Source organism: uncultured Ellagibacter sp. (genome assembly GCF_934643285.1).
In the GTDB taxonomy this organism is placed as follows: domain Bacteria; phylum Actinomycetota; class Coriobacteriia; order Coriobacteriales; family Eggerthellaceae; genus Ellagibacter.
In genome coordinates, this window is the sequence record NZ_CAKUBT010000004.1 from 33,040 (window position 1) to 55,248 (window position 22,209).

At 59.5% G+C, this 22,209-nt stretch carries 22 protein-coding genes; 12 read left to right on the plus strand and 10 right to left on the minus strand.

All coding sequences use genetic code 11. The annotated features are described in order from the left end of the window. Positions 1-79 precede the first annotated feature (79 nt). The 8 genes from pxpB (at position 80) to Q0I65_RS03640 (ending at position 9,433) form a co-directional block, all read left to right on the plus strand. Positions 80-1,063, plus strand: a complete 984-nt coding sequence (gene pxpB, locus Q0I65_RS03605; protein WP_296059948.1) for a 5-oxoprolinase subunit PxpB — start codon at positions 80-82, stop codon at positions 1,061-1,063. Beyond that, positions 1,054-2,157, plus strand: a complete 1,104-nt coding sequence (locus Q0I65_RS03610) for a biotin-dependent carboxyltransferase family protein (RefSeq protein WP_296059950.1) — start codon at positions 1,054-1,056, stop codon at positions 2,155-2,157. Before pxpB ends, Q0I65_RS03610 begins: the two co-directional genes overlap by 10 nt. 10 nt (positions 2,158-2,167) lie before the next feature. Next, entirely contained in the window at positions 2,168-2,716 is a 549-nt protein-coding gene (accB, locus tag Q0I65_RS03615) for an acetyl-CoA carboxylase biotin carboxyl carrier protein (RefSeq protein ID WP_296059953.1), read from the plus strand. A gap of 9 nt (positions 2,717-2,725) precedes the next feature. Next, complete coding sequence (gene accC / locus Q0I65_RS03620; protein WP_296059955.1) at positions 2,726-4,075, plus strand: acetyl-CoA carboxylase biotin carboxylase subunit; 1,350 nt, start codon at positions 2,726-2,728, stop codon at positions 4,073-4,075. A 110-nt stretch (positions 4,076-4,185) separates the two neighbouring features. Further along, positions 4,186-5,028, plus strand: a complete 843-nt coding sequence (locus tag Q0I65_RS03625) for a putative hydro-lyase (RefSeq protein WP_296059958.1) — start codon at positions 4,186-4,188, stop codon at positions 5,026-5,028. 9 nt (positions 5,029-5,037) lie between these two features. Beyond that, the gene (locus Q0I65_RS03630; protein WP_296059960.1) at positions 5,038-7,155 is read left to right on the plus strand and encodes a S8 family serine peptidase; all 2,118 of its coding nucleotides are present in this window, start codon (positions 5,038-5,040) and stop codon (positions 7,153-7,155) included. Positions 7,156-7,237: 82 nt separating this feature from the next. Continuing rightward, the gene (locus Q0I65_RS03635; protein ID WP_296059963.1) at positions 7,238-8,002 is read left to right on the plus strand and encodes a 5-oxoprolinase subunit PxpA; all 765 of its coding nucleotides are present in this window, start codon (positions 7,238-7,240) and stop codon (positions 8,000-8,002) included. 171 nt (positions 8,003-8,173) lie between these two features. Beyond that, the gene (locus Q0I65_RS03640) at positions 8,174-9,433 is read left to right on the plus strand and encodes an Nramp family divalent metal transporter (protein ID WP_296059966.1); all 1,260 of its coding nucleotides are present in this window, start codon (positions 8,174-8,176) and stop codon (positions 9,431-9,433) included. 303 nt (positions 9,434-9,736) lie between these two features. On the opposite strand, the gene Q0I65_RS03645 is transcribed toward Q0I65_RS03640, so the two are convergent. From Q0I65_RS03645 to Q0I65_RS09695, 7 genes are all read right to left on the minus strand, one after another. Continuing rightward, complete coding sequence (locus Q0I65_RS03645; RefSeq protein WP_296059968.1) at positions 9,737-10,657, minus strand: hypothetical protein; 921 nt, start codon at positions 10,655-10,657, stop codon at positions 9,737-9,739. 9 nt (positions 10,658-10,666) lie between these two features. Then, positions 10,667-12,046, minus strand: a complete 1,380-nt coding sequence (locus tag Q0I65_RS03650) for a DUF4236 domain-containing protein (protein ID WP_296059971.1) — start codon at positions 12,044-12,046, stop codon at positions 10,667-10,669. 175 nt (positions 12,047-12,221) lie between these two features. After that, positions 12,222-13,139: an EamA family transporter RarD gene (rarD, locus tag Q0I65_RS03655; RefSeq protein WP_296059973.1), complete on the minus strand. Its 918-nt coding sequence runs from the start codon at positions 13,137-13,139 to the stop codon at positions 12,222-12,224. 145 nt (positions 13,140-13,284) lie between these two features. Beyond that, positions 13,285-14,007: an amino acid ABC transporter ATP-binding protein gene (locus Q0I65_RS03660; RefSeq protein WP_366513222.1), complete on the minus strand. Its 723-nt coding sequence runs from the start codon at positions 14,005-14,007 to the stop codon at positions 13,285-13,287. A 117-nt stretch (positions 14,008-14,124) separates the two neighbouring features. Next, positions 14,125-15,585 carry an amino acid ABC transporter permease gene (locus Q0I65_RS03665; protein ID WP_296059978.1) on the minus strand — a complete coding sequence of 487 codons (1,461 nt, stop codon included), beginning with the start codon at positions 15,583-15,585 and terminating at the stop codon, positions 14,125-14,127. Positions 15,586-15,870: 285 nt separating this feature from the next. Next, positions 15,871-15,996, minus strand: coding sequence for a hypothetical protein (locus Q0I65_RS09690; RefSeq protein ID WP_366513215.1), 126 nt, complete (start codon positions 15,994-15,996; stop codon positions 15,871-15,873). Beyond that, complete coding sequence (locus tag Q0I65_RS09695; RefSeq protein WP_366513217.1) at positions 15,966-16,136, minus strand: RNA 2'-phosphotransferase; 171 nt, start codon at positions 16,134-16,136, stop codon at positions 15,966-15,968. Before Q0I65_RS09695 ends, Q0I65_RS09690 begins: the two co-directional genes overlap by 31 nt. Positions 16,137-16,463: 327 nt before the next feature. On the opposite strand from Q0I65_RS09695, the gene Q0I65_RS03670 reads away from it, so the two are divergent. The 3 genes from Q0I65_RS03670 to Q0I65_RS03680 all read left to right on the plus strand — a co-directional run bounded on the left by Q0I65_RS03670 (position 16,464) and on the right by Q0I65_RS03680 (position 19,401). Continuing rightward, positions 16,464-17,807, plus strand: coding sequence for an IS3 family transposase (locus Q0I65_RS03670; RefSeq protein WP_296059980.1), 1,344 nt, complete (start codon positions 16,464-16,466; stop codon positions 17,805-17,807). Between the two features lie 431 nt (positions 17,808-18,238). Continuing rightward, positions 18,239-18,910: a DUF3800 domain-containing protein gene (locus Q0I65_RS03675; RefSeq protein ID WP_296059985.1), complete on the plus strand. Its 672-nt coding sequence runs from the start codon at positions 18,239-18,241 to the stop codon at positions 18,908-18,910. 188 nt (positions 18,911-19,098) lie between these two features. Continuing rightward, positions 19,099-19,401 (plus strand): YjdF family protein, encoded by a 303-nt coding sequence (locus tag Q0I65_RS03680; RefSeq protein WP_296059989.1) that lies wholly within the window; start codon positions 19,099-19,101, stop codon positions 19,399-19,401. Positions 19,402-19,677: 276 nt separating this feature from the next. On the opposite strand, the gene Q0I65_RS03685 is transcribed toward Q0I65_RS03680, so the two are convergent. The 3 genes from Q0I65_RS03685 to Q0I65_RS03695 all read right to left on the minus strand — a co-directional run bounded on the left by Q0I65_RS03685 (position 19,678) and on the right by Q0I65_RS03695 (position 21,468). Continuing rightward, positions 19,678-20,118: a hypothetical protein gene (locus Q0I65_RS03685; protein WP_296059991.1), complete on the minus strand. Its 441-nt coding sequence runs from the start codon at positions 20,116-20,118 to the stop codon at positions 19,678-19,680. A gap of 20 nt (positions 20,119-20,138) precedes the next feature. Next, the gene (locus Q0I65_RS03690; RefSeq protein ID WP_296059992.1) at positions 20,139-20,477 is read right to left on the minus strand and encodes a hypothetical protein; all 339 of its coding nucleotides are present in this window, start codon (positions 20,475-20,477) and stop codon (positions 20,139-20,141) included. A gap of 316 nt (positions 20,478-20,793) precedes the next feature. Next, complete coding sequence (locus tag Q0I65_RS03695; protein ID WP_296059994.1) at positions 20,794-21,468, minus strand: DUF3800 domain-containing protein; 675 nt, start codon at positions 21,466-21,468, stop codon at positions 20,794-20,796. A 223-nt stretch (positions 21,469-21,691) separates the two neighbouring features. Here Q0I65_RS03695 and Q0I65_RS03700 point away from each other — a divergent pair, with 223 nt between their 5' ends. Further along, a complete protein-coding gene (locus tag Q0I65_RS03700; protein ID WP_296059995.1) occupies positions 21,692-22,132 on the plus strand; it encodes a hypothetical protein in 441 nt (146 codons plus the stop codon). Positions 22,133-22,209 lie beyond the last annotated feature (77 nt).

A 22,209-nucleotide genomic window follows, 5' to 3' on the forward strand; every position in this document is an offset into this window, starting at 1 on the left:
GCCTAGGGTAGCGCATTGTCCGAACGCCTGATGTTAACAAATATGAACTATGCGCCAAACGCTGAGAAAAGCAGGGAATATGGCAGGTTTCAACATAACCGTGGCCGGTGATTCGGCCATCAATCTCGAGTTCGGCAACGTCATCTCGGAGAAAACGAACGGCATCATCCGCGCCGCCGCGCAAACGCTCGGGGCGGACCCGATCAACGGCGTGATCGAGCTCGTCCCCACGTTCTGCTCGCTCATGGTGGTCTACAACCCGTGCGTCATCGGATACGACGAGCTCACCAGCCAAGTTCGCGGAAAGCTGCGCGGCCTTGTGGCCACCACGGGCGGCATTCACCGCGTGGTGAAGATCCCCGTCTGCTACGGGGGCGACTTCGGCCCCGACTTATCCGACGTCGCCGAGCACGCAGGGATGAGCGTCGAAGAGGTCATCGCCATCCACTCGGGGCACGACTACCTCATCGACATGCTCGGCTTCCTGCCGGGCTTCGCCTACCTGGGCGGACTCGACGAGCGCCTGCACACGCCGCGCCTCGCCACGCCGCGCACGCGCATCGAGCCGGGCGCCGTGGGGATCGGCGGCGCGCAGACGGGCATCTACCCGCTCGCCTCGCCCGGCGGCTGGCGCATCATCGGTCGCACCCCCGTGCGCCCCTACGACCCCGACCGCGAGTCGCCCATCCTGTACGCCGCAGGCGACTACCTGCGCTTCGTCCCCATCACCCCGCAGGAGTTCAGCCTGATAGAAACCCGGGTGGAAGCGGGAACCTACGAATGCGAGATCGTCAAGGGACGAGCGGCGGTCCCCCTCCAGGCTGAAGCCAACAACGGCCAGGCGAGCGCGACGTCCGCGGGACGGAGCGAAGGCTGCGAAGCTTCTGAGCGTAGTTCCGCCGACGGCGCGATCGCCGTCCCGCAGGCCGGCACCGCCGGCGAGCGAAGCGAAGGCTGCGCAGCTTCTGAGCGCAGCTCGACCGCGGGGCCAGCCGTCCCGCAGGCCGACGCAACCCCGCAAGCCAAGCAAGAAGAGGAAGACGAGGACGCGCTATGGGTGTAACCGTCAACAAGCCCGGCATCTGCACCACCGTTCAGGACCTCGGCCGGCGGGGATACCTCGGCAGCGGATTCTCGCCCTCGGGCGTGATGGACAAGCGCGCGGCGCGCATTGCGAACCTGCTCGTCGACAACGGCGAGAACGCGCCCGTCCTCGAGTTCTGCCTGGCGGGACCCACGCTGCGCTTCACCACCAACACGTGTATCGCGCTCACGGGCGGCAACTTCTCACCCACCGTGGACGGCGCCGCTATCCCGATGTACGCCGCAATCATGGTGCATCGAGGGTCGGTGCTCGAGTTCGGCGCGCCGAAAACCGGCGTCTACGGATACCTCGCCATCGCGGGCGGATCGATCGCGGTCCCCAAGGTAATGGGCAGCGCCTCGACCAACCTGAAGTGCGGCATCGGAGGCTGGGAAGGACGCGCGCTGTCGGCGGGCGACTACCTGCCCTTCGTCACCAAGAACGTCGAGTTCCTGGACAATCTGGGCTCGCACGCGCTCAAAGACGACGACTTCTACGATTTCTCGTCGGACGAAATCGTGCTGCGCGTGGTGCCGGGGCCGCAGGAGGGCATGTTCACCGAGCAGGGCATAAACACGTTCTACGGCGAAACGTACACCACCACCGCGAAATGCGACCGCATGGGATTTCGCCTCGAAGGTCCCGAAATCGAGACAGTCAACGGGTCGGATATCATCTCCGATGGCATCGCACTCGGCGCTGTGCAGGTCCCCAACCATGGGCGCCCGATCATCATGCTCGCCGACCGCCAAACCACGGGCGGCTACGCCAAAATCGGCACCGTGGCCTCGGTCGATATCCCCAAGCTCGTACAATGCAAGCCAGGGCGAGCAATTCGCTTCGAGGAGATAAGCGTGCAAGAGGCGCAAGCCGCATGCCGCAAGGAGGCGCAGGAGATGCGCTCGCTCGCGAAAGTGGTGAAGCGCCCCTGCTACGGAGGGGTTTCGCCGCGAAGAACCGCGCGGCGCCTCACTCCGATTTTGGAGGCGCAAGCCAAGAAAAGCGCTGGAAACAAGCTTTGGATAGAATTTGAAGATGGACATAACGCCGCACACGCCGGCGATCGGGCATAGGAGGAGCAAAATGGGCAAGGCAAACGACGAGAAGAAGCAGGTCAACATGGATGAATCGACCGCCGCGCGCGAGGAGAGGGACCGCGACATCCGCGCCCTCATGGCGCTCATGGAAGAGGGCGACCTCTCGGCGCTGCGATTCGACGACGGCAACGTGAAAATCGAGCTCGAGCGCAACCACGGCCCGTTCTCGCAAACCGCGCTGCCGCTCATGGCAGAGCGCGTGGGCAGGCTGCTCGACGCCCGAAGTGAGCACGGCGACGTGACCGCAGGCGCCCAAAGCGTGCCCGTCGCCGGCAACGACAGCTCGGTCACGCTGGTGAAAAGTCCGCTCGTGGGCACGTTCTACGTTTCCCCCTCCCCTGATGAGGAGCCGTTCGTGAAGGTGGGCCAGGAAGTGCTCACCGGCCAGACGCTCGCCATCGTGGAGGCCATGAAGATGATGAACGAGATCACCGCCCCCGCGCCCGGCATCGTGACCGAGGTGCTCGCGGCGAACGGCTCGCAAGTCGAGTACGACCAGGTGCTCTTCCGCATCGCCACCCAGGCGAGCGCGTAAGGGGCAACCATGTTCGAGAAGGTTCTCATCGCAAACCGTGGCGAAATCGCCGTGCGCGTGATCCGCGCCTGCCGCGCCATGGGAATCAAGACCGTCGCCGTGTACTCCACGGCGGACCGGCAATCGCTCCACACGTACCTTGCGGACGAGGCCGTGTGCATCGGGCCTGCTCAAGCGCGCGATTCCTACCTGAACATCCCCGCTATCATCACGGCGGCGAAGGGAACGGGCGCCGACGCCATCCACCCGGGCTACGGCTTTCTCTCCGAGAACTCCACGTTCGCGAAGATGTGCCGCGACAACGACATCGCCTTCATCGGCCCTACGCCCGAGGTCATCGACCGCATGGGCAACAAAAGCCAGGCGCGCCGCACCATGATGGACGCGGGCGTCCCCGTGGTCCCCGGCACAAAGAAGGGCATCCACGACGTGGGCGAGGCGCTCGAGCAGGCGCGCAAGATCGGCTGGCCCATCATGATCAAGGCATCGTCGGGCGGCGGCGGCAAGGGCATGCGCGTGTCGGAATCCGAGGAGGACTTCGCCGACATGTTCAGCATCGCGCAACGCGAGAGCGTGAACGCCTTCGCCGACAACACGATGTACCTCGAACGCGCCGTGCAGAACCCGCGCCACGTGGAAGTGCAGATTATCGCCGACAACCACGGCAACGTGGTGGCGCTCGGCGAGCGCGACTGCTCGGTGCAGCGCAACCACCAGAAGATGATCGAGGAGAGCCCCTCCCCCGCACTCGACGAGGAGCTGCGCGCCCGCATGATGGACGACGCCGTGAAGGCCGCACGCGCCGTGGGCTACACCTCCGCGGGTACGATCGAGTTCCTTCTCGACGACGACCGCAACTATTACTTCATGGAGATGAACACCCGCATCCAGGTGGAACACTGCGTGACGGAGATGGTCACGCACACCGACCTCGTGGGCGAGATGATCCGCGTCGCCGCAGGAGAGGTGCTCTCGTTTTCCCAAGACGACATCCAGCTGCACGGGCACGCCATCGAATGCCGCATCAACGCCGAGATGCCTGAGAAGAATTTCATGCCCTCACCTGGCACGATTTCCCAAACCCACCTGCCGGGCGGCAACGGCGTGCGCGTGGACACGGCGGCCTACGACGGCTTCGAAATCACGCCATATTACGATTCGATGATCGCGAAGGTCATCGTGCTCGGCCGCGACCGCACCGAGGCGATCGCCAAGATGCGCACGGCGCTTGAAGAGATGGTCGTCGTCGGCGTGCAGACGAACCTCGATTTCCAGTATTCCATCTTGGAAAACGAGACCTTCTGCGCAGGTCAGGCGAACACGAGCTTTATCGAGCATTTCCTCGCAGGCGAGGTTTAACCACGGGCTTGGGCCTTCAAGGCTTCATAGCATAGCATTGTTGAGACGTCGGGGTAGTGTGCATCAAAGCGAGGCGCACTACCCTGAACTATGAAGGAAAGGCGGAACTCATGACTATCAAAATGCCGGCACCCGTAAAACCGGAAGGCGTCGACGCCGCGGTTTGGGAAAAGATGCTCTCCGCCACGCCCACCGAGGCGCGCCGCCTCATCCGCGAGGGCAGCTTCGACGCGCCCACAAGCGGGCTTTGCCCCGGGTACGCGCAGGCGAACCTCATCGTGCTGCCGAAAGAGCAGGCTTATGACTTCCTGCTGTTCGCCCAGCGCAACCCCAAGCCCTGCCCGCTTCTGGAAGTGACCGAGACCGGCGCGCGCGAGACCACCATCTGCGCCACCGACTGCGACATCGCCACCGACTTCCCTCGCTACCGCATCTACGAGTACGGCAAGCTGGTAGACGAGGTCGCGGACGTGTCGTCGTATTGGCGCGATGACCTGGTGTCGTTCGTCATCGGGTGCTCGTTCTCGTTCGAAAGCGAGCTCATCGAGGCCGGCATCGAGATGCGCCACAACACCATGGGCCGCAACGTGTCGATGTACCTGACCAACGTCGCGTGCACGCCCGCAGGGTCCATGTCGGGAAACACCGTCATGTCGATGCGCCCCATCCCCTACAACCAGGTGGTGAAGGCGGTGCAGATCTCGGGCGCCATCCCCAAGGTGCACGGCGCTCCGCTGCACATCGGCGACCCGTCGGTCATCGGCATCGAGGACATCTCGAAGCCCGACTTCGGCGACCCCGTCGATATCCACGAGGGCGAGGTGCCCGTCTTTTGGGCCTGCGGCGTGACGCCCCAGGCCGTGGTCATGAACTCCAAGCCGCCCTTCGCCATCACGCATGCGCCCGGATGCATGCTGATAACCGACACAAAGAACGTCGACCTCAAGGGATAGGAGGCCCCCATGCGCTGTCCACGCCGATTACCTAAAATGATTCTCGCCGCAATCCTTGCGGTGGGAATCGCCTTCCCCGCACCTGCGCTCGCCTTTGCCGACGATGCTGCCGATGCTAACAAATCGGCTGGTGAAAGCGCTGTGGACACGACCGCAATCAGTGAGGGCACAGCACAAGGCAACGACCCTGCGCTCTTCGACGAGCTTGTCGAGGGCGTGGACTATCGAGGCCTTCTCGTGACCCTCGATAAGGACTCGAAGATCAACCTTCTCTCCGCAGATGGCGAGGAAAGCGAGCTCGCACAAGGGCTTGCCGATGCGGGTCTCGCCGTCACCAATCAGATCGAGTCCGCGGACGGATCGACGCTCGCCGTTGCCGATGTGGCAGACGACATGCGCGCGTCAGAGGCCGTTGCCGCCGCCCAGGAAGTCCCCGGCGTCGTCTCCGTGCAGCCGAACTTCGTGTACAGGCTGGTTGACGAGGTGCCCGCCGGCGCGCTGAACGAAAGCGCCGCAAGCATCGCCGACGAGCAGGCCGAAGGCGACGAGGACATCTCGGCCCAGGCACTTGGCATGCCGAACGACGATTACGTATACACCCGCGATCCGAACGAACCCTACAACCAATACTGGCTCTACACCACGCGCATCACAAGGGCGTGGAACCTCGTGCATACGGACAACGCCGTCACCGTGGCCACACTCGACACGGGCGTGGATTTCGACCATGCGGATCTGGAAGACAACCTGCTTATGGACTACGCGTGGGATGCGTTCAACGACAAGCCACTAAGCGCGAGCGTGCCTAACGGCGACCGAATCGGGCATGGCACGATGGTTGCGGGAGTCATCTCTGCCAGGGCGAACAACGGGATCGGCTTGGCGGGCGCCTCATTCAACGCGACTATTCTCCCCGTGAAGGTCTTCAACGACACGGGCGCCCCGGAGGCGACCACCGCGTCTGTTCTTTCCGGCTACAAATACGTGGTTGACCTGGCAACATCGAAGACCGTCCCCAACCTGCGCGTAATCAACGCGAGCTTCGGCTCCTACAACACCTACTCCTCAAGCGGCTATTGCCTGAAAGACGAGGCTCTTCGCAAAGCCATCGTTTCGGCGAAAAACGCCGGCATCGTCACGGTATGCTCTGGCGGCAACGGTAAAGACGGCGAACCGCGAACCGACAACATCTACCCCGCCGACTTCGACGAATGCGTGGCGGTAACGGCGCTCAATACCGACAACACGAACTGCTACTGGTCCGACTACAACAAGAAGAAAAACATCAGCGCCCCCGGTTTGCTGATTACCACGACCGATACCACGGGGGGCTACTCCAAGGCCAGCGGCACCTCGATGGCGGCGCCGATCGTCTCGGGCGTTTTCGCGCTCCTGTTCGCCGCCGAGCCCGTCGCCACAGTCGACGACGCCTGCAGGGCGCTATACCTCACGGCAACCCCCATCCAGGATCCGGAAAACGACCGCACGAAAACAAGCGGCAGCAAGGGAGTCGTCAACGCCGAGAAGGCCGTCAATCACCTCTGGGGGCTCGGCAGAACCGCATTTCCCGATGTGTCCCCTGGCGACTGGTTCTTCGATGCCGCGTACTTCATGAAGGCACGCGGAGCCATGACCGGTGACGGCGCGACGGGCATGTTCGACCCCTATAAGCCCATGACTCGCGCGATGATTGCCCAGGTAATCTACAAGGACAACGCGCCGTACGTTATCTCACCTAGATGCAACAAGCCCGACGTCGATCAAAACGAGTGGTATGCGAGAGCCATTAACTGGTGCGTCGATCGAGGGATTATGACGGGATACGACGACGGGTCGAACCTCTTCGGAACCAACGACACGATTACCCGCGAGCAGATGTGCAAGGTGGTTTTCGGCCTCAGCTATTCGAATCTAGCGGACGCGAGCCGGGAGAAGTACGACAAGCTCCTGGGAACCGAGCAGACGAGCGACTGGGCAGTGCCGTACGTCATCTGGGCCGTTGACAGAGGCGTCATCAACGGCATCGACAACCATGACGGAACGTACTCCCTCGATCCGCAAGGAAAGCTTTCCCGCTGCCAGGCCGCACAGGTTTTCGCAAACGCCATCAACGCTGGAATCATGTAGGATAATCGAGGCAAGCAACTGAAACGTGCGGCCCCGCAGGCGCCTTGCCGCGGGGCCGCATCTCTTAAGGGAAAGGAACGGCATGGCACGCGTGGACTTGAACAGCGATTTGGGAGAAAGCTTCGGTCGGTACACCTTAGGACTCGACGAGCAGGTGATTCCCCTGGTGACAAGCGTGAACGTGGCATGCGGCATGCACGCGGGCGACCCTGTGGTCATGCGTCGCACCGTGAAGCTTGCCGCCGAAGCGGGAATCGCCGTCGGCGCACATCCGGGATACCCCGACCTGCAAGGGTTCGGGCGCCGCAACATGGCGCTCTCCCCCGACGAGGGATACGCCTATGTGTTGTACCAGGTGGGCGCGCTCGCAGCGTTCTGTCGCACTGAGGGCGTAAAGCTCGCGCACGTGAAGCCCCATGGGCAGCTGTACAACCGCGCAGCCGTCGACGCGCCGTTCGCGCAGGCCATCGCGCAGGCCGTGGCCGATTTCAACCCCGACATCACCCTGGTGGCGCTCGCAGGCGGCGAGCTCGCACGCGCTGGGAAGGCTGCAGGGCTTCATGTGGCGCAGGAATTCTTCGCCGACCGAAACTACACCGACAAGGGCACGCTCGTCTCGCGCACCCAGGACAACGCCACCATCACCGACGAGAACTTCGCCGTGGCGCGCGTCGTGCGCGTCATTCAGGAGGGCTCCATCGAGAGCGTTACGGGAAAGACGATCGACATCGCCGCTGACACCATCTGCGTGCACGGCGACAACGCCCACGCGCTCGAGTTCGCCCGCGACATCCGCCGGGCACTCACGGAGGCAGGTATCGAGATGCGCCCGGCAAGTGAGCGATAAGCGCGCCGAAGTCGGCAATTTTTCAGCCTTGCGCACCTTGTTAACCAAGCTGAAAAACTCAAGAGCACTACATTCTGCTAAAGTGATTCGAGTAATCTTCATATCCGCTTGTCAGCACCTCGAAAAGCAGACTGCGGCAAACGGACGAGACTCCAGTGAAAGGAGAGGAAAATGGCAAGTTCGCTCAAGGAAAAGTTCAAGAACATCGGCCCTGGCGCACTTGTAGCAGCTGGCTTCGTCGGCCCTGGCACGGTTACTACGTGCACGGTTTCCGGTGCAAGCTACGGTTACACGATGCTGTGGTGCCTCCTGTTCGCCACCGTTGCGACCATCATCTTCCAGGAGATGGCCTCGCGCATCGGCATCGCCACCCAAGAAGGTCTGGGTGAGAACATCCGCGATCGCATTTCGAATCCGGCGCTTAAATGGATTGCAATCGTGATTGTTATCATCGCGATCTTCATCGGCAACACCGCGTATGAAACCGGCAACATCACGGGCGGCATCCTGGGCATCCAGGCGGTCTTCGACGTGCCGATGATCCCTATCGTCATCGTGCTCGGCATCCTCGCCTTCGCCTGCATGTGGGTCGGCTCCTACAAGCTGGTCGAGAAGATTCTCACGGGCATCGTCGTCTTCATGGGCGTCGTGTTCTTCGTGACCGCCCTGTTCTCCCCCGTCGACTGGGGCGCGGTCGCCGCCGGCCTGTTCACGCCGCAGCTACCGGCTGGCCAGGAAGCATCCAAGGGCATCCTCACCGCCGTCGGCCTCATCGGCACCACAATCGTGCCGTACAACCTGTTCCTGCATGCCTCCGGCGCTGCCGAGCGCTTCAAGGATCCCGAGCAGATCGCCGACGCGCGCTTCGACACCGTGCTCTCCATCGGCATCGGCGGCATCATTTCCATGGCCATCCTCGTCTGCGCTGCCGCGAACATCTACGGCAACACCGGCGTCACCGTCTCCAACGGCAAGGATATGGCCATCGCACTCCAGCCGCTGCTCGGCTCCTGGGCGACGTTCATGATTGGCGTCGGCCTGCTGGCCGCCGGCTTCTCCTCCGCCATCACGGCTCCGCTTTCCGCTGCTTACGCGGTCAATGGCGTCCTCGGCTGGGGCAAGACGCTCAAGGACATCAAATTCAAGATTATCTGGATGATCGTGCTCGTGCTCGGCTGCGTCATGGCCGTCACGCTCGGCAAGAGCCCCACACAGCTCATCCTGGTCGCGCAGGCGGCAAACGCCATCCTGCTCCCAATCATGGCGTTCTTCGTGATGTACGTCGCCAACGGCAAGGCTCTCGGCAAGTGGCGCAACCATGCGTTCGCGAACATCTGCGGCGTGGTGTTCATCGTGATCACGCTGTTCATGTGCTATCGCAACATGTCGAGCTTCATGACCTCGCTTGCCGCCCTGCTCGGCCTTTCGTAAGAGCCTAAGCGCTGCAAGAAGCGCGCACAATCGCACCACACTTGGCGCACACCATCGCACAACAACTGAAGGGCTCCCGTACACAACGAACGGGAGCCCTTCTTTTTCGCCCTCTTAACGTACATGCACTTGAACTGCAGCGAACCCCGCCAGCAAAGCTCACGGCATGCACGGGTTTCAGCAATCGCAAGCAGCGAGCCTCATGCATCTGAGAGATTCGCCCACCTGGAAAGCAAGACTAAGCAAATCTGGACTCATGCTAATTTGCAAGTGAGCTTGCGCGGCCAAGAGTTAGTCGCTGTTTTAGTACCGCGGATTACATACACCGCATGGTTCGTAACCAGAAGCCTCCGCATCGCGAATCGTAATAGCAGTAACGCTGGATTTCTTTATGGTGCGGCATCCACTTGAATGGTATTTCGAGCCGGAGCCTGTAATGTAAACCGTTCGGTTGAGCCTCTCTTCTTCCTGCTCTGCCTTTTTCTGAGCAGCAGCTTCAGCTGCTGCCGCCTCTTCCGCAGCCTTCTGCTCAGCTGCCGCTTGCTCCTCTGCAGCCTTCTGCTCGGCGGCGGCTGCCTCCTCCGCAGCTTTTTTCTCTGCTAATGCCGAAGTAGCCTCCTCATCGACGACAAGGTTGATAGCTACCGTCATATCACTCTTCTTATTAAAGTCATACTGCTCAGATGGCTGGTCGACTTTGTAGACAATATCGTTTACGGTCAGAGCCGATTCATCTACCGTAAATGAATACGTTCCTGCTTTTGCGCTAGAAATAGTTTGGGACTTGCCCGGAGTCACTCTAAGCGTTTCTTCTACTGCTTTTCCATTGCTGTCCGTACCTGCCATGCTTACTTCAATAGAACCGCCTTGCCAATTGTCGGCATTTACTTCCACATTGAGTTTTCCAGTTCCGTTCGCAACCGAGAAGCACACGGCCACACCCAAGACGATACTGCAAATAGCCATTATCGTTGTCGCCTTAGGCGCCATCTGCTGTTCACACGGAATGGATTTCACCTTTCTGGCCACTAGCGCAGCTATGCCGCATGCTATTGCAAGGACTTCCATCAGCACGTTTGATGTGCCAGCGAATACAAGAACAACCCCGACTAATGCCAATACGAAGGATGTTCTAAACTTGTTTGGCCCATTCAATACCCCTCGCTTGTTCCCATCGCCTGCTTGAGTATCGCCTAAAGCACTGAATGTCACCTCGTCGCCCATACCCTCTCCTTAATCATACGGCTTGATAACTCTAAAGATGTCCGTTTTCGTTTTGCTGCAACGGTTTTCAAATCGCATACAAAACTCTTCAGGATCAACTTCTGAACACTTCGTTTGCTCGAATACATCTCTCGTAAAAGCAATCGAATAAATGTAGTCGTCTCTTACATTGCCCTCGCTATCTCGACGTTGGGTATAACCAGAAATTGTTAGTCCCGCAATACAGGGGCTAATATCTAGAAGGTTCGAAGAAATATATACGGCTAAACCGAATACGCACTTTGCGTATTCGGCCCTCAAAGTCTTCTGGGATTTGGATTTCATTCGTAAATCGCCATTTTTCAATTGAATTGCTTCCTCGCTTGGAAGGTCTTCGATCTCGGGTAAATCGAGATCCACAAACAGCGTTTTACTGTCCTCTCTGTATTCGAGCTGTGCGCCTATCTCAAACGGAACCTCAATACTAGCTAGCCATTCCTCTGATGTTGACTCAATAAAAACAGGCGACCCCAAAAGGGCCCGCTCTAGATACTCCTTGCTGAATCGATATTCCTCGCGGAATTGAGCATCCATGTCGGCCTTCAAGGTCGCTTGCGCTTCTTCATGCGCTGCGTACATCTTTTTCCATTCTGCAACGCACTGCTCAAAACGACTCTCAAAATGAGCTTCGACATACTGCCGTTTCTTTTCGCGGGCCCTCCACAAAGACTTAATGGCTTGGTCGGCCTCCGCTTCAATTTGACTGCGCACATCCGCCTCGGTTGGAGGGTCAATCTCAAATGGGACCGGTTCATACGTTTGAAGCGATAGGTTCGCGAGTTCATTCTCAAAGTAGCATCTCGGCATAACAACTGCAGATTGCTTGTACAAATCGACAAAAGAAGCAGCCTCGGCCTCGCGCTCCTTGATGATGTTTGCAACTTCGCTTGCCTGAGTCTCTCGCAAAACCTTAGCTTGCTCCGAAAATTGAGGAGTTCGCTTGATAATGCCTATAAGATAGTCATCACTGATTGTCCTGCCATCTTTATCCTTGAAAGTGAATTCTCCTTCTTCGCTAAGCGATACGGTTACCGATGGATTCGGATCACCTGTATATTGAATCCACTCGGAAACTGCCCTCGGAAGACTACTTGCTGCCAAATTCGCTCCGCCGCCATTCGACTTACCAGGCGTTCTCTTCATAGATGTCCTCGACTTCGGGGCGGAGATCTTAGTTCGATAGGAGATACCGGTTCCAGGTATTCCGATGTTTACATAAGTGCCTCGTTTTCCAACAGTCGTAGTGAAGCCGCTGCTACGACGGCCGAAAGACATACTAGCACCCGACTTCGAGAAATTAATGCGCATCCCCTTCCCGAGGCTTACGCTTTTTCTAAATCTCAAACCCATGAGATGCCTTTCGTTTATTCCGTGCCTCATTGACAACCATTGACAAGCATAGAGGATACCCATGAATCCTTGGCGAGCTATCCTGAGCTTTGGACACCCATTAGATTATTCTAAAGTAAAATCGAGAATAATGTTGACCTAATGGTTCGTTCTGCTTTTACGGCATGCGCGCCTTCTATCGCTGGCGAACCTGCTTGCGAATCGCGTCCGCGATGACGAGCGCCGCGCCAGTCCAGATGCACGCGAAGCAGACCGCATGCGCGCTGGTGAACGGCTCCCCGAGCACGAACACGCCCGAAAGAAGGCTGAGGGTCGGGCTGATGTACTGGATGAACCCGATAAGCGAAAGCGGGGTCTTGTTCGCTGCGGTTGCAAACAGGATGAGCGGCACGGCGGTAATCGGACCGGTCAGCACCAAAAGGATGCGCGTCTGCCATGCCTCAAGCGACATATCCGGCGAGAAAAACACGCTTTGACCAGCAATAGCCACTGCAACGAGAGCCACGATCGCAAAGGGCAGCGCAACGATCCCTTCGACTGCAATGGTGGGGACTGCCGGATATCCGCCGCGCTTTTTCACCGCACCGTATATGCCGAACGTGAAAGCGAGTACCAGAGCTATCCAGGGAAAACTGCCGTAGCTTACGGTGAAGTAGATGACGCCCGCCGCCGACAGCACCGTAGCCGCAATCTGCAACGGCGTCAAACGCTCGTGGAACACCACGAGCCCCAGGACAATCGACACGAGCGGGTTGATGTAGTAGCCAAGCGATGCCTCCACCACATTGTTCGTCACCATAGCAACGATGTAGAGGCTCCAGTTCAACATGATGAGAAGCCCCGAGGGAATAAGAAATCGCCGTGCGCGGGCGTCTCGTAAAAGCCCGACGAAATCGACTTTCAGGATGAATTTGCACGCAATGACGGTGAGGGCGAGCGACCAGACAATTCGCTGCCCGATAATCTCGATGGAACCCACATTGTCGAGCAACGCCCAGAAGAGAGGGCAAAAGCCCCAGAGGAGATAGCATCCAACCGCAGCAAGAGCGCCGCGCCCTGCTTCCGTTCGACTTGTCTCCATCTTGGTTTTCATCTCGTTTGCCCTTCTTGGCGAGCTCTCCTTGAAGCCCTCTCCACCTGGAGATATGCGGCTTCACTTTGGCGCATCGGTCTCAATACGCACAAGAAAGCGGCGGCCTGCGCGAACTTTCGTCGCCCAAGCCGCCGCTTTCCAACCTTTAGCGGATATGACCCAGGAAATCCTTCGTACGGTCGCTCTTCGGGTGATCGAACACCTCGTCGGGCGTGCCCTGCTCGACGATAACGCCGCCATCCATGAAGATGACGCGGTCGGCCACGTCGCGGGCGAAGCCCATCTCGTGCGTGACCACGATCATCGTCATGCCGCCACGCGCGAGCTCCTTCATGACGCCCAGGACGTCGCGCACGAGCTCGGGGTCGAGTGCACTTGTCGCCTCGTCGAACAGCATGACATGCGGGTCCATCGCAAGCGCACGGGCAATAGCCACGCGCTGCTGCTGGCCGCCAGAGAGCTGGCTCGGCTTGTAGTCGACGCGCTCGGCCAGCCCCACCTTCGTGAGCTGCTCGACCGCGATTTTTGCCGCCTCCTCCTTAGAGCGCTTGAGCACCTTCTGCTGTGCAAGCATGACGTTGCCCTTGGCAGTGAGGTGCGGGAACAGGTTGAAGCTCTGGAACACCATGCCGACCTTCGCGCGCACGGCGTTGATGTCGGTGCCCTTCGCGGTAATCTCGATGTCCTCGAAGAACACCTGGCCGCTCGTGGGCTGTTCGAGCAGGTTCACGCAGCGCAGAAGCGTGGATTTGCCGGAACCCGAAGGCCCCAGGATGACCACCACTTCGCCTCGCTTCACTTCCAGATCGACGCCGCGCAAAACCACGAGGTCATCGTAGCTTTTGTGCAGGTCGCAGATGCGGATGATGGGCTTGCCGTCGTCCGCCGCCTGCCCGTTGGCCGCCACGCGCGACACACCCTCGTCCGCTCCGTCGGCAGTTTCGTTCGTCAGGTTCTTCATAGTCTCAGTCATTGCGCACACCCCTTACAGACTCGACATCTGCTCGGGCGTGATGCCCGTTCCCTCGACCGCATCGGGTCGCTTGGCAGCCACAGCATCGCCTGTAGCCCGTGCCTCAGCGGCAGCAGTGCCCGCGCCTGAGCCGAGCGCGCCCGCAGCCTCGCCGGTGCCGATCGCATGTTTCTTACTCTTGCGCTTCTTCTTGCCGCCCTTGCCGGTATCGTTGCTGGCCAGGCGCGACTCAAGGTTGCCCACCACCTTCGCAAGCGGCAGCGTGATGATCAGGTAGAAGCACGCGGCCACAACGTAGGGCGTGATGGAGCCCGTCGATGCGACGATCGTCTTCGCGTTCATGACGATTTCCATGGTGCCAACCGCGGCGAGCATGGAGGTGTCCTTGTACAGCAGGATGAATTCGCTCGTCATCGTCGGGATCACGCGGCGCACGGTCTGCGGGATGATGACGAAGAGCATCGTCTGCGCACCGTTCATGCCGAGCGAACGAGCAGCCTCGAACTGCCCCTTGCTGATCGATTGGATGCCCGCGCGGAAGATCTCGCACAGATACGCGCTGGAATTCATCGCGAGGACGATCACGCCGAGCGGGAACGTGGGAATCTGGATGCCCGCAAGCGGCAGGCCGAAGAAGGCGATGTAGATCTGCAGGAACAGCGGCGTGCCGCGCACCACGTTCACGTAGGCGGTGGCGATGCCGCGCAGCACGCGCAGCTTCGACATGCGCATGAGCGACAGCAGAAGGCCAAACGGGATGGCGAGCGGGAAAGCGCAGGCCACGATGCCGATCGCCATCAAAAAGCCCCAAAACACCACCGGCAGGCTCGATACGAACACCGACGGGTTTAAGAACAGCTTCAGGAAAAGCACACTGTTCCACGACTTCACCCAATCCTGCTGGGCGAGCGAATCGGAAAGCGACTCGAAGAAGGAATGGGATTTCACGGTGATTGCAGGCAGCGTGTCCATGGCGACCTCGGTGCCGTCCGCAAGCGTGTATGCGCCCGCGATCTGCATGTCGCCGCCCATTTCGGAGAACTTCACCTTGTAGATTTCCACACGGAAGTACCCGCCCGCCTGCGCGGGTTCGGAGAACTTAACCGTGAGCTTGCCGTCTTTGTAGTCGGCGTCGACATCGAGATTCGTGCGCGTCATCAGGTCGTCGCCGGTGAGCATCGTCGCTCGCGTGTCGCCCGGTTCACAGGTTGTGCCCTCGGGCAAGGTGAAGGTGACGCCCGCGATCTGCTCGTCGGGGTCGGCCTGGCCTTCCCAGGTGATGCGCGTCTCCACGCCGCCGAGCACGTCTGACGACCCGCTGACGTTGGGTTTCGCCGTGCATTTGGCGGTATCGAGCGCATACGCGTTCGTCGGGGCGACGGCAACCTGCGCCACACCGGCGAACACGAGCGCGAACGAGACGAGCAGTGCGCAAAACGCAGTGCGTACGGTATTCGCTTTCAAGTTCTGCATGTGCATGTACGTTCCTCTACGATTAAAAGGCCCTCTCCGCCAACGCGAAGAGGGCCTCATCCAGTTCATAGCCCTAGCGGTTAATTACATAATAAAGGCCATGCAATTCTAGCACGTCCACAACCTGCGTTTTGGTATTTCCGATAACTCCAAAGGCTATTACAAAACCTGTCCCTGAGCCCCTTTAGAGCCCTTGGGTGTTCGTAGTTGCTCGCAGCAGGATTTCTTTGCCAGGCAGCGCCCTATGCGTCTGACCCGCATGTCCCGTCGCTCGGCTTGACGCCGCTACTCCTGTTGAGCCATCGAAAGGTATTCTACGGGCACGCTTTTCGTCAACCAGACGCCATTTTGAGACAAGAAGAAGAGAGCCCCCTGCGCAATCATCGCGGCAGAGTCAACGAGGTAGACCATGGGCTTTCCATGCCTCGCACCAACTCGCCAACATCCGCCCAGCCGTGCTCGTCCAAAGAGATTCCGATTTCCTCGGGCTTGCGCCGAAGAATAAGCGCAAGGAACTTGCTATCGGCAACGTGAATTTCCCTAGGCGCCATAAGACTCCTCTTCTTTCGATTGATCGAGCAGTTCGTCGATTGCGTCTCGGAACCAATCCCAAAAGTTGAGGTGCCCGGAACGCTACGATACGCCACGGACGACTATATCCGGCGAAAGAACGTGGTCAGCTCACTCCCACTCGGTGGCGTCGATTCTGACGTTCCGTCACTCCAGTTGCACCCAGTTTTCGGTGCCGTCTCGAGCCGAGTGCCGCCAGGTGACGCCATGTCGCGTTTCGTCGGCTTCGGGGACAAAAGCTGGGACAACTCTAAAAACTTGGGGGTGCGGACGAATAGTTGGACCGTTCGGTCCAGTCAGGAGTCCGTATGTACAGCCAAGAATCAAAGGACAAAGCCCTCGACATGCTGAGGCTCACCGGCGACGTCGGGAAGGCCGCCAGGATGTCCGGCGTTCCCGGCAGGACCCTGCGCCGTTGGGCGGCTGCCGCGGCCAATCCGCGGCGGAGGTCCCGCGGGGCTAAGTTCGAACCCTACGGCGACGAGGTCCGGGGCAAGGCGATGGAGATGGCGCGAAAAGGCGCATCTTGCAGGGAGATCGCGGAAGCGCTCGGCATCGGGAGCCCCGATGTTGTACGCTATTGGCTGAAAGGCGGCGGAACGAAGGGGGTGCGGATGGGCGGTCGCGCGAGAAGGCCCGAGGGCGACGAGCCGGCGTACGCCGGCTTCGAGGGCAGCCCCGAGGAGAGGATCCGGCAGCTCGAGCTGGAGAACGACATCCTGAGGGGAGCCGTCGACCTTTTAAAAGCAGGGAGCCTCGGCTCGATGAGCAACATGGAGAAGACCGTGCTGATCGACAAGCTGAGGCTGGAGTCCGGCCGCCCCTTAAGAGAGCTCACCGGTTCCTTGAGGATCTCGAAGAGCTCCTATGAGTACTGCCGCGCGAAGCTGCGCGCGAAGGACAGGCACGCCCGGCTCAGAATCGACATCAGGAGGATATTCGACGGCGCCGGCGGCAAGCGCGGCTACCGGTACGTGCACAACGAGCTGCGGGAGGAAGGCACCGTCGTCAGCGAGAAGGTCGTGCGCAGGCTGATGGCCGAAGAGGGCTGCAAGGTTGCCTACCTGAAGAGGAAGAGGCGCTACAGCTCCTACAAGGGGGAGATATCGGACGCGCCCCCCAACCTGGTGAGGCGCAACTTCCACGCGGACGCGCCGAACGAGCTGTGGCTCACCGACATCACCGAGTTCAAGCTGCCGAGCGGGGAGAAGGCGTACCTCAGCCCGGTCGTCGACTGCTACGACGGCCTCGTCGTGGCATGGCGGATAGGAAGGCGCCCGAACGCGGCGCTCGCCAACGGCTCCCTGGAGGACGCGTGCGGGACGCTCTCCCCGGGCCAGCACCCGGTCTGCCACTCGGACAGGGGGTGCCATTACAGATGGCCCGGCTGGATCGGCATATGCGAGGGAAACGGCCTGGTCCGCTCCATGTCGAGGAAGGGCTGCAGCCCGGACAACTCGGCATGCGAGGGCTTCTTCGGCCGCCTGAAGAACGAGTTCTTCTACTACCGGGACTGGGACGGCGTCACCGTGGACTCGTTCATGGGGCTGCTGGACGGGTATATCCACTTCTACAACGAGCGCCGCAAGAAGCAGTCGCTCGGCTGGATGAGTCCCGTGCAGTACCGGATAAGCAAGGGGCTAGCCGCTTAGGTTGGTCCAAGGAATTGTCCGCACCCCCCTTTTTTCAAACTCAGGGCTTTGAGTTTTTGTTTTTGTCCCAAAGGGCACAGCGAGCGCCTTTGGAGGCTCGATATCGCCGAAAACGCCCATTTTGAAATTCAACCGCCCTTTTGCCCGCAAGCCGCCAGCTACAATCGCAAGTGAATCAACGCGGGCGGCTTTCATGCTGGTTGAAAAACCGCAGGTCGCAGCTCTTCGTCGTCCGCGGGTAAAGTGAGTAGTCTCGGGTGGCTTGCCCATGAGTTGACGAGCGGGCTTTGAGATTCCGCCGACGTCCGGAAACGCTTCGAGCTCCCTTGAATTTCCGGACAGTACATGATATAAGATAACTGGTTTTCCGTTAGGAAGGCTTCCAAGTGCCGGGGACGTTTTCCCCGGCTTTTTTCTTATCCAGGAGAGCAATGCGAGAACTCAGCATCTTCGTCGACGAGTCGGGAAGCGACGGCCTCTCCGACCGCTACTACCTGCTCACCGTCGTCATGCACGACCAATCCGACAACATCGCGGAGTCGATCAAGGCATACGAGGACGCCCTCCGCGCCAAGGGACTCCCGGACATACCTTTCCATGCGTCGCCGCTCATGAACGGCAAGGACCTGTACTCCGGACTCGACCTAAGGACGCGCAAGATGCTGCTCGGCTCGTTCCGAGTTTTCTTCCGCCACATGCCCGTGAGGTACCACACCTTCGCATACGCGACCAAAAAGTTCGCCTCGCTCGACAAGCTCGCGGGGGCGATGCGAAGGGACATCGTGAACTTCCTGTTCGACAACCTCTCGGAGCTGCAGGCCTACGATGCGGTCAAGGTCTACTACGACAACGGCCAGCACTCCATTGCCGAGTCTCTCCACCTCGCAATCGAGTACGCGCTATCGAAAGACGCGGTAGTCTACCGCTCCGCACAGCCCTCCGAGTACCGGCTTTCGCAGGCGGCGGACTACATCTGCACCATGGAACTCACAGCAATCAAGTACGCGGACCATACAGCTACCGCAACGGACGAAAAGTTCTTCGGCAAGTGGTCCGATTTCAAGAAGGGCATACTGAAGGAGACGCGCAAGAAGCTCGTATAGCGGAACGCTGTGCGGGGGGCGACGAGGGGTTGGAGGCGCGCTTCGAGCGACGGAAGCTTAAATGCAAACAGAAGCATTGCGGGCATTGATCGGCGCTGATATAGACCTTGATGCGAACGGGGCTACGTCCCCTGTTCGCATGGTTGTCCCTTCTCTGCATGGCCATCTACATAAAGGAGGAACCAACCATGCAGATCAGCGTGTCGTCCACCCTGACCGTATATCACGGCGGCCAATTCTGGGTCGGGCTGGCGGAGCGCTTCGAGGAAGGCAGATACGGCGCCGCCCGCATCGTCTTCGGCGCGGAGCCGTCCGATGAGGAGATCCTGCAATTCATCGTCAGCAAATGGGAGAGGCTCTCGTTCTTCGGTGACGAGCCGACCGAGGTGAACAAGCTGGCGAGAAACCCCAAGCGGCGCGTTCGCGAGGCGTCGAAGGCCCTCAGGCAGCGGGCGATGAGCACCAAGGCGCAACAGGTGCTCGCAAGTTAACGTGAGACAATGAAGCGGGCGTCGGCTCGCGCAAGAAGCCGACGCCGCGCGGATGAGGCGGAGGCGCGCTTCGAAGAGCGAAAGCTGAAACGTAAGCAGAAGCATCGCGGACATTGATTGGCGCCGACCCATATGCAGCAGCAGGCGTAGCTTCAATTGAAACTACGCCTGCTGTCTGGTGCTATAACATTGCATCGAACAGCTGCTCTTCTCCCACTCGATAGCTCTAGTTTTGAGGCCCGTCATTCCAGTTGCCCCAGCTTTCCGCGCCCTTTCTCACGTACAAAACGCCCCCGCTCGCGTTGTCCAGCGGCAGAACGGCAGCTCCGGGAGCCCACCCGTCTCAATCACGTGCGCGAGCATGGCGGCAAAGCCCTGCGGATCGTCGATTTGGAACTGCATGTGGTTGTGGCCCTCGAATATCGGGAAGTTTCCCTTGGGCCAAGCCTCCATAACGGCAGCTCGATATTTGAAATGGTCCTCCACCGATCCGAATTCCCAAAACGTGCGACTCTGAAGGGTTGCCGGCAGCATGGGAAACGACGCGTCCACGAGGCTATCGGCCATCTGGCTTCGCATATTCGCCAATGTGAGCCTGCGGCCCGCCTCGACGAAGTACGGGCGGATGGCCTCATCGTCGCACCACATGATATGCCTGAGCGTGGCGCCGCGGGTCCAATACAGGCTCTTTACGGCCAGGTACAGCAACGGCGCCATGGCAGCTCGCGTCCCGGCGCCTATCTGCGCGAACTGGCCCCATCGAAAAAGACGTGATCCGCCGGCACCGCGCCGCGGGCGAGAAACGCCATCCCCAGATCGGCGCCGATAGAGGAGGCGACTACGAGCGCCAGACGGCCAACCCCATGCCCGCGAAGGAACTCCTCGACCTGGCGCGCCTCGTCTGCTCGACCCGCATAGCGCTGGTCCCCGCAATAGACCGTCGACGTCGGCATGACGCAATAGTACCGATCCGCCAAGTGCCCCGACACGCGCTCGCTGCTTTCGCCCACGACGCCCATGGCATGGAAAAACAGGATTGCGGGGTTTGCCGGGTCCCCGAGAGTCGAAAAGCGCACGATATGCCTCCACAAGTTAGCCGTTGCAAACTGTTTAGCACATGAGCCGTGCTTCTCCCCGCCGATGGCGCACCTTTCACCATATGCATATACCGGCATTCCCGAGATCGGCAACGACTGGGCTTTGCGGGCTCTCAACGATCAGATTTGTGAGTTGCACACGTCTTGCTACGGGCTCGACTCGCACGACCAGCCTTGTTGGCTGCATATCCAAGCCATCCCGATGCGCTCATTATGGCCTTCGGCCGCTCCGCTTGCGATTGATATGGCGACCGGGGGCGAGGTCCACCGGTGTATAGCTTGCAAGGGCCGTTCTCTAAATAGCCTTTCGCCTTGCCTGCTTGAGCCAATTCTTCTTAAAGGGGCCGATTCCGCCGAAGAACTTGTTGTAGGTTTCTCCATCTTCCTTCGCAGCGTATTTGACGGCGGCAAGCTCGATCGTGCATAGGTAGTCCGCGGCCTGTTCGAGCCGATAGTCGGTCATCGATGTCTTGCGGCGCTCCAAGACGCCCTTGGAGAGGGCGAACCCGAAGGACCGGTCGAGGGCCTTCTTGACGATGTCCTGGCCGTTGTCGTAGTAGACCTTCACGTCGTCGAACGCCTGAAAGGAGTCGAGGTGGTCGAACAGGAGCCCGGAGATGTCCCGCTTCATGCGGGCGGTGAGCTTCGCGAGGTCGTCGAACTCGCTTCTTCGGTATGCGAACGTCGCGTACTTGATGGGGGGCCTCTGCACGAGGACGTTGAACGAGCAGAGCATCTTCTTCCGCTGCTCAAGGGGCATTCCTCGGTAAGGCCCATGGCCGTTCAGCGGCGGCTCGGAATGAAACGGTATGTTCGGCAGATTGGACCTGAGGAGGGACTCCTCGTAGCGCGCAACTTTGTCGGATATGGAATCGGCCTGGTCGTGGATCACGAGCGTGAGCAAGTAGTAGCGTGCTTTCCCGCCGTGGTCTCCGCTCTCGTCGACGAATACGCTCAGGTCTCGCGCCAATAAAATACCTCTAAATAGAACAAAAGCCGGGGGATAAGCCCCCGGCACTTGGAGGTAGCCGAAACGGCCACCAAAGTCTATATACCACGTCTCTGATGGCTTTTCCAGAACCGCTCAGACAATCGCGCGAACCGATCCCTGATCACACTCGTTTTCGTTGAGACGGCGAGATTCTTTACTCCCTATTAACCGCCTGGGGAAACGCCGTACGGAGACTGCAAAAATGCCCATTGAGTTCGATTTGAGTTTCACGAGCCCGAAACGGCTCCCTTTCGCCCTCGGGGACAAAACCGCACGCCCACTCACTTGGAATAATCTCTATCCCAAGCTTGTGCTTAATCGGTGCGGCGCAATATCAACCGACACCATGCATAGGATGAAATTCAAGGATGGTATTGGCCCGGAGCTTGCAATTATCGCCTATTACAACAGCATTGCGTTCGCATTCACGGAGCTTTACGGCAGAAGCTATGGGGGCGGTGTGCTTGAGATTCTGCCCAAGGAAGTTGGCAATATCTATGTTCTCAATACCGATCTATTGAACATTAATCCCGAGCTAAATAGAAACGTTATCAGCGTAATTGACGGAGTAGTAAGAAATGGGCGCAATATCGACGAAGCGTTGGATTACATTGATGCAAAGATACTCGTTGGTGTACTCTGATTCGATGAAGATACCTGTCGCGCATGTAGACGCATATGGAAAGACTTTGAAAGCAAGGCGCCTCGGCAGAGGCACAA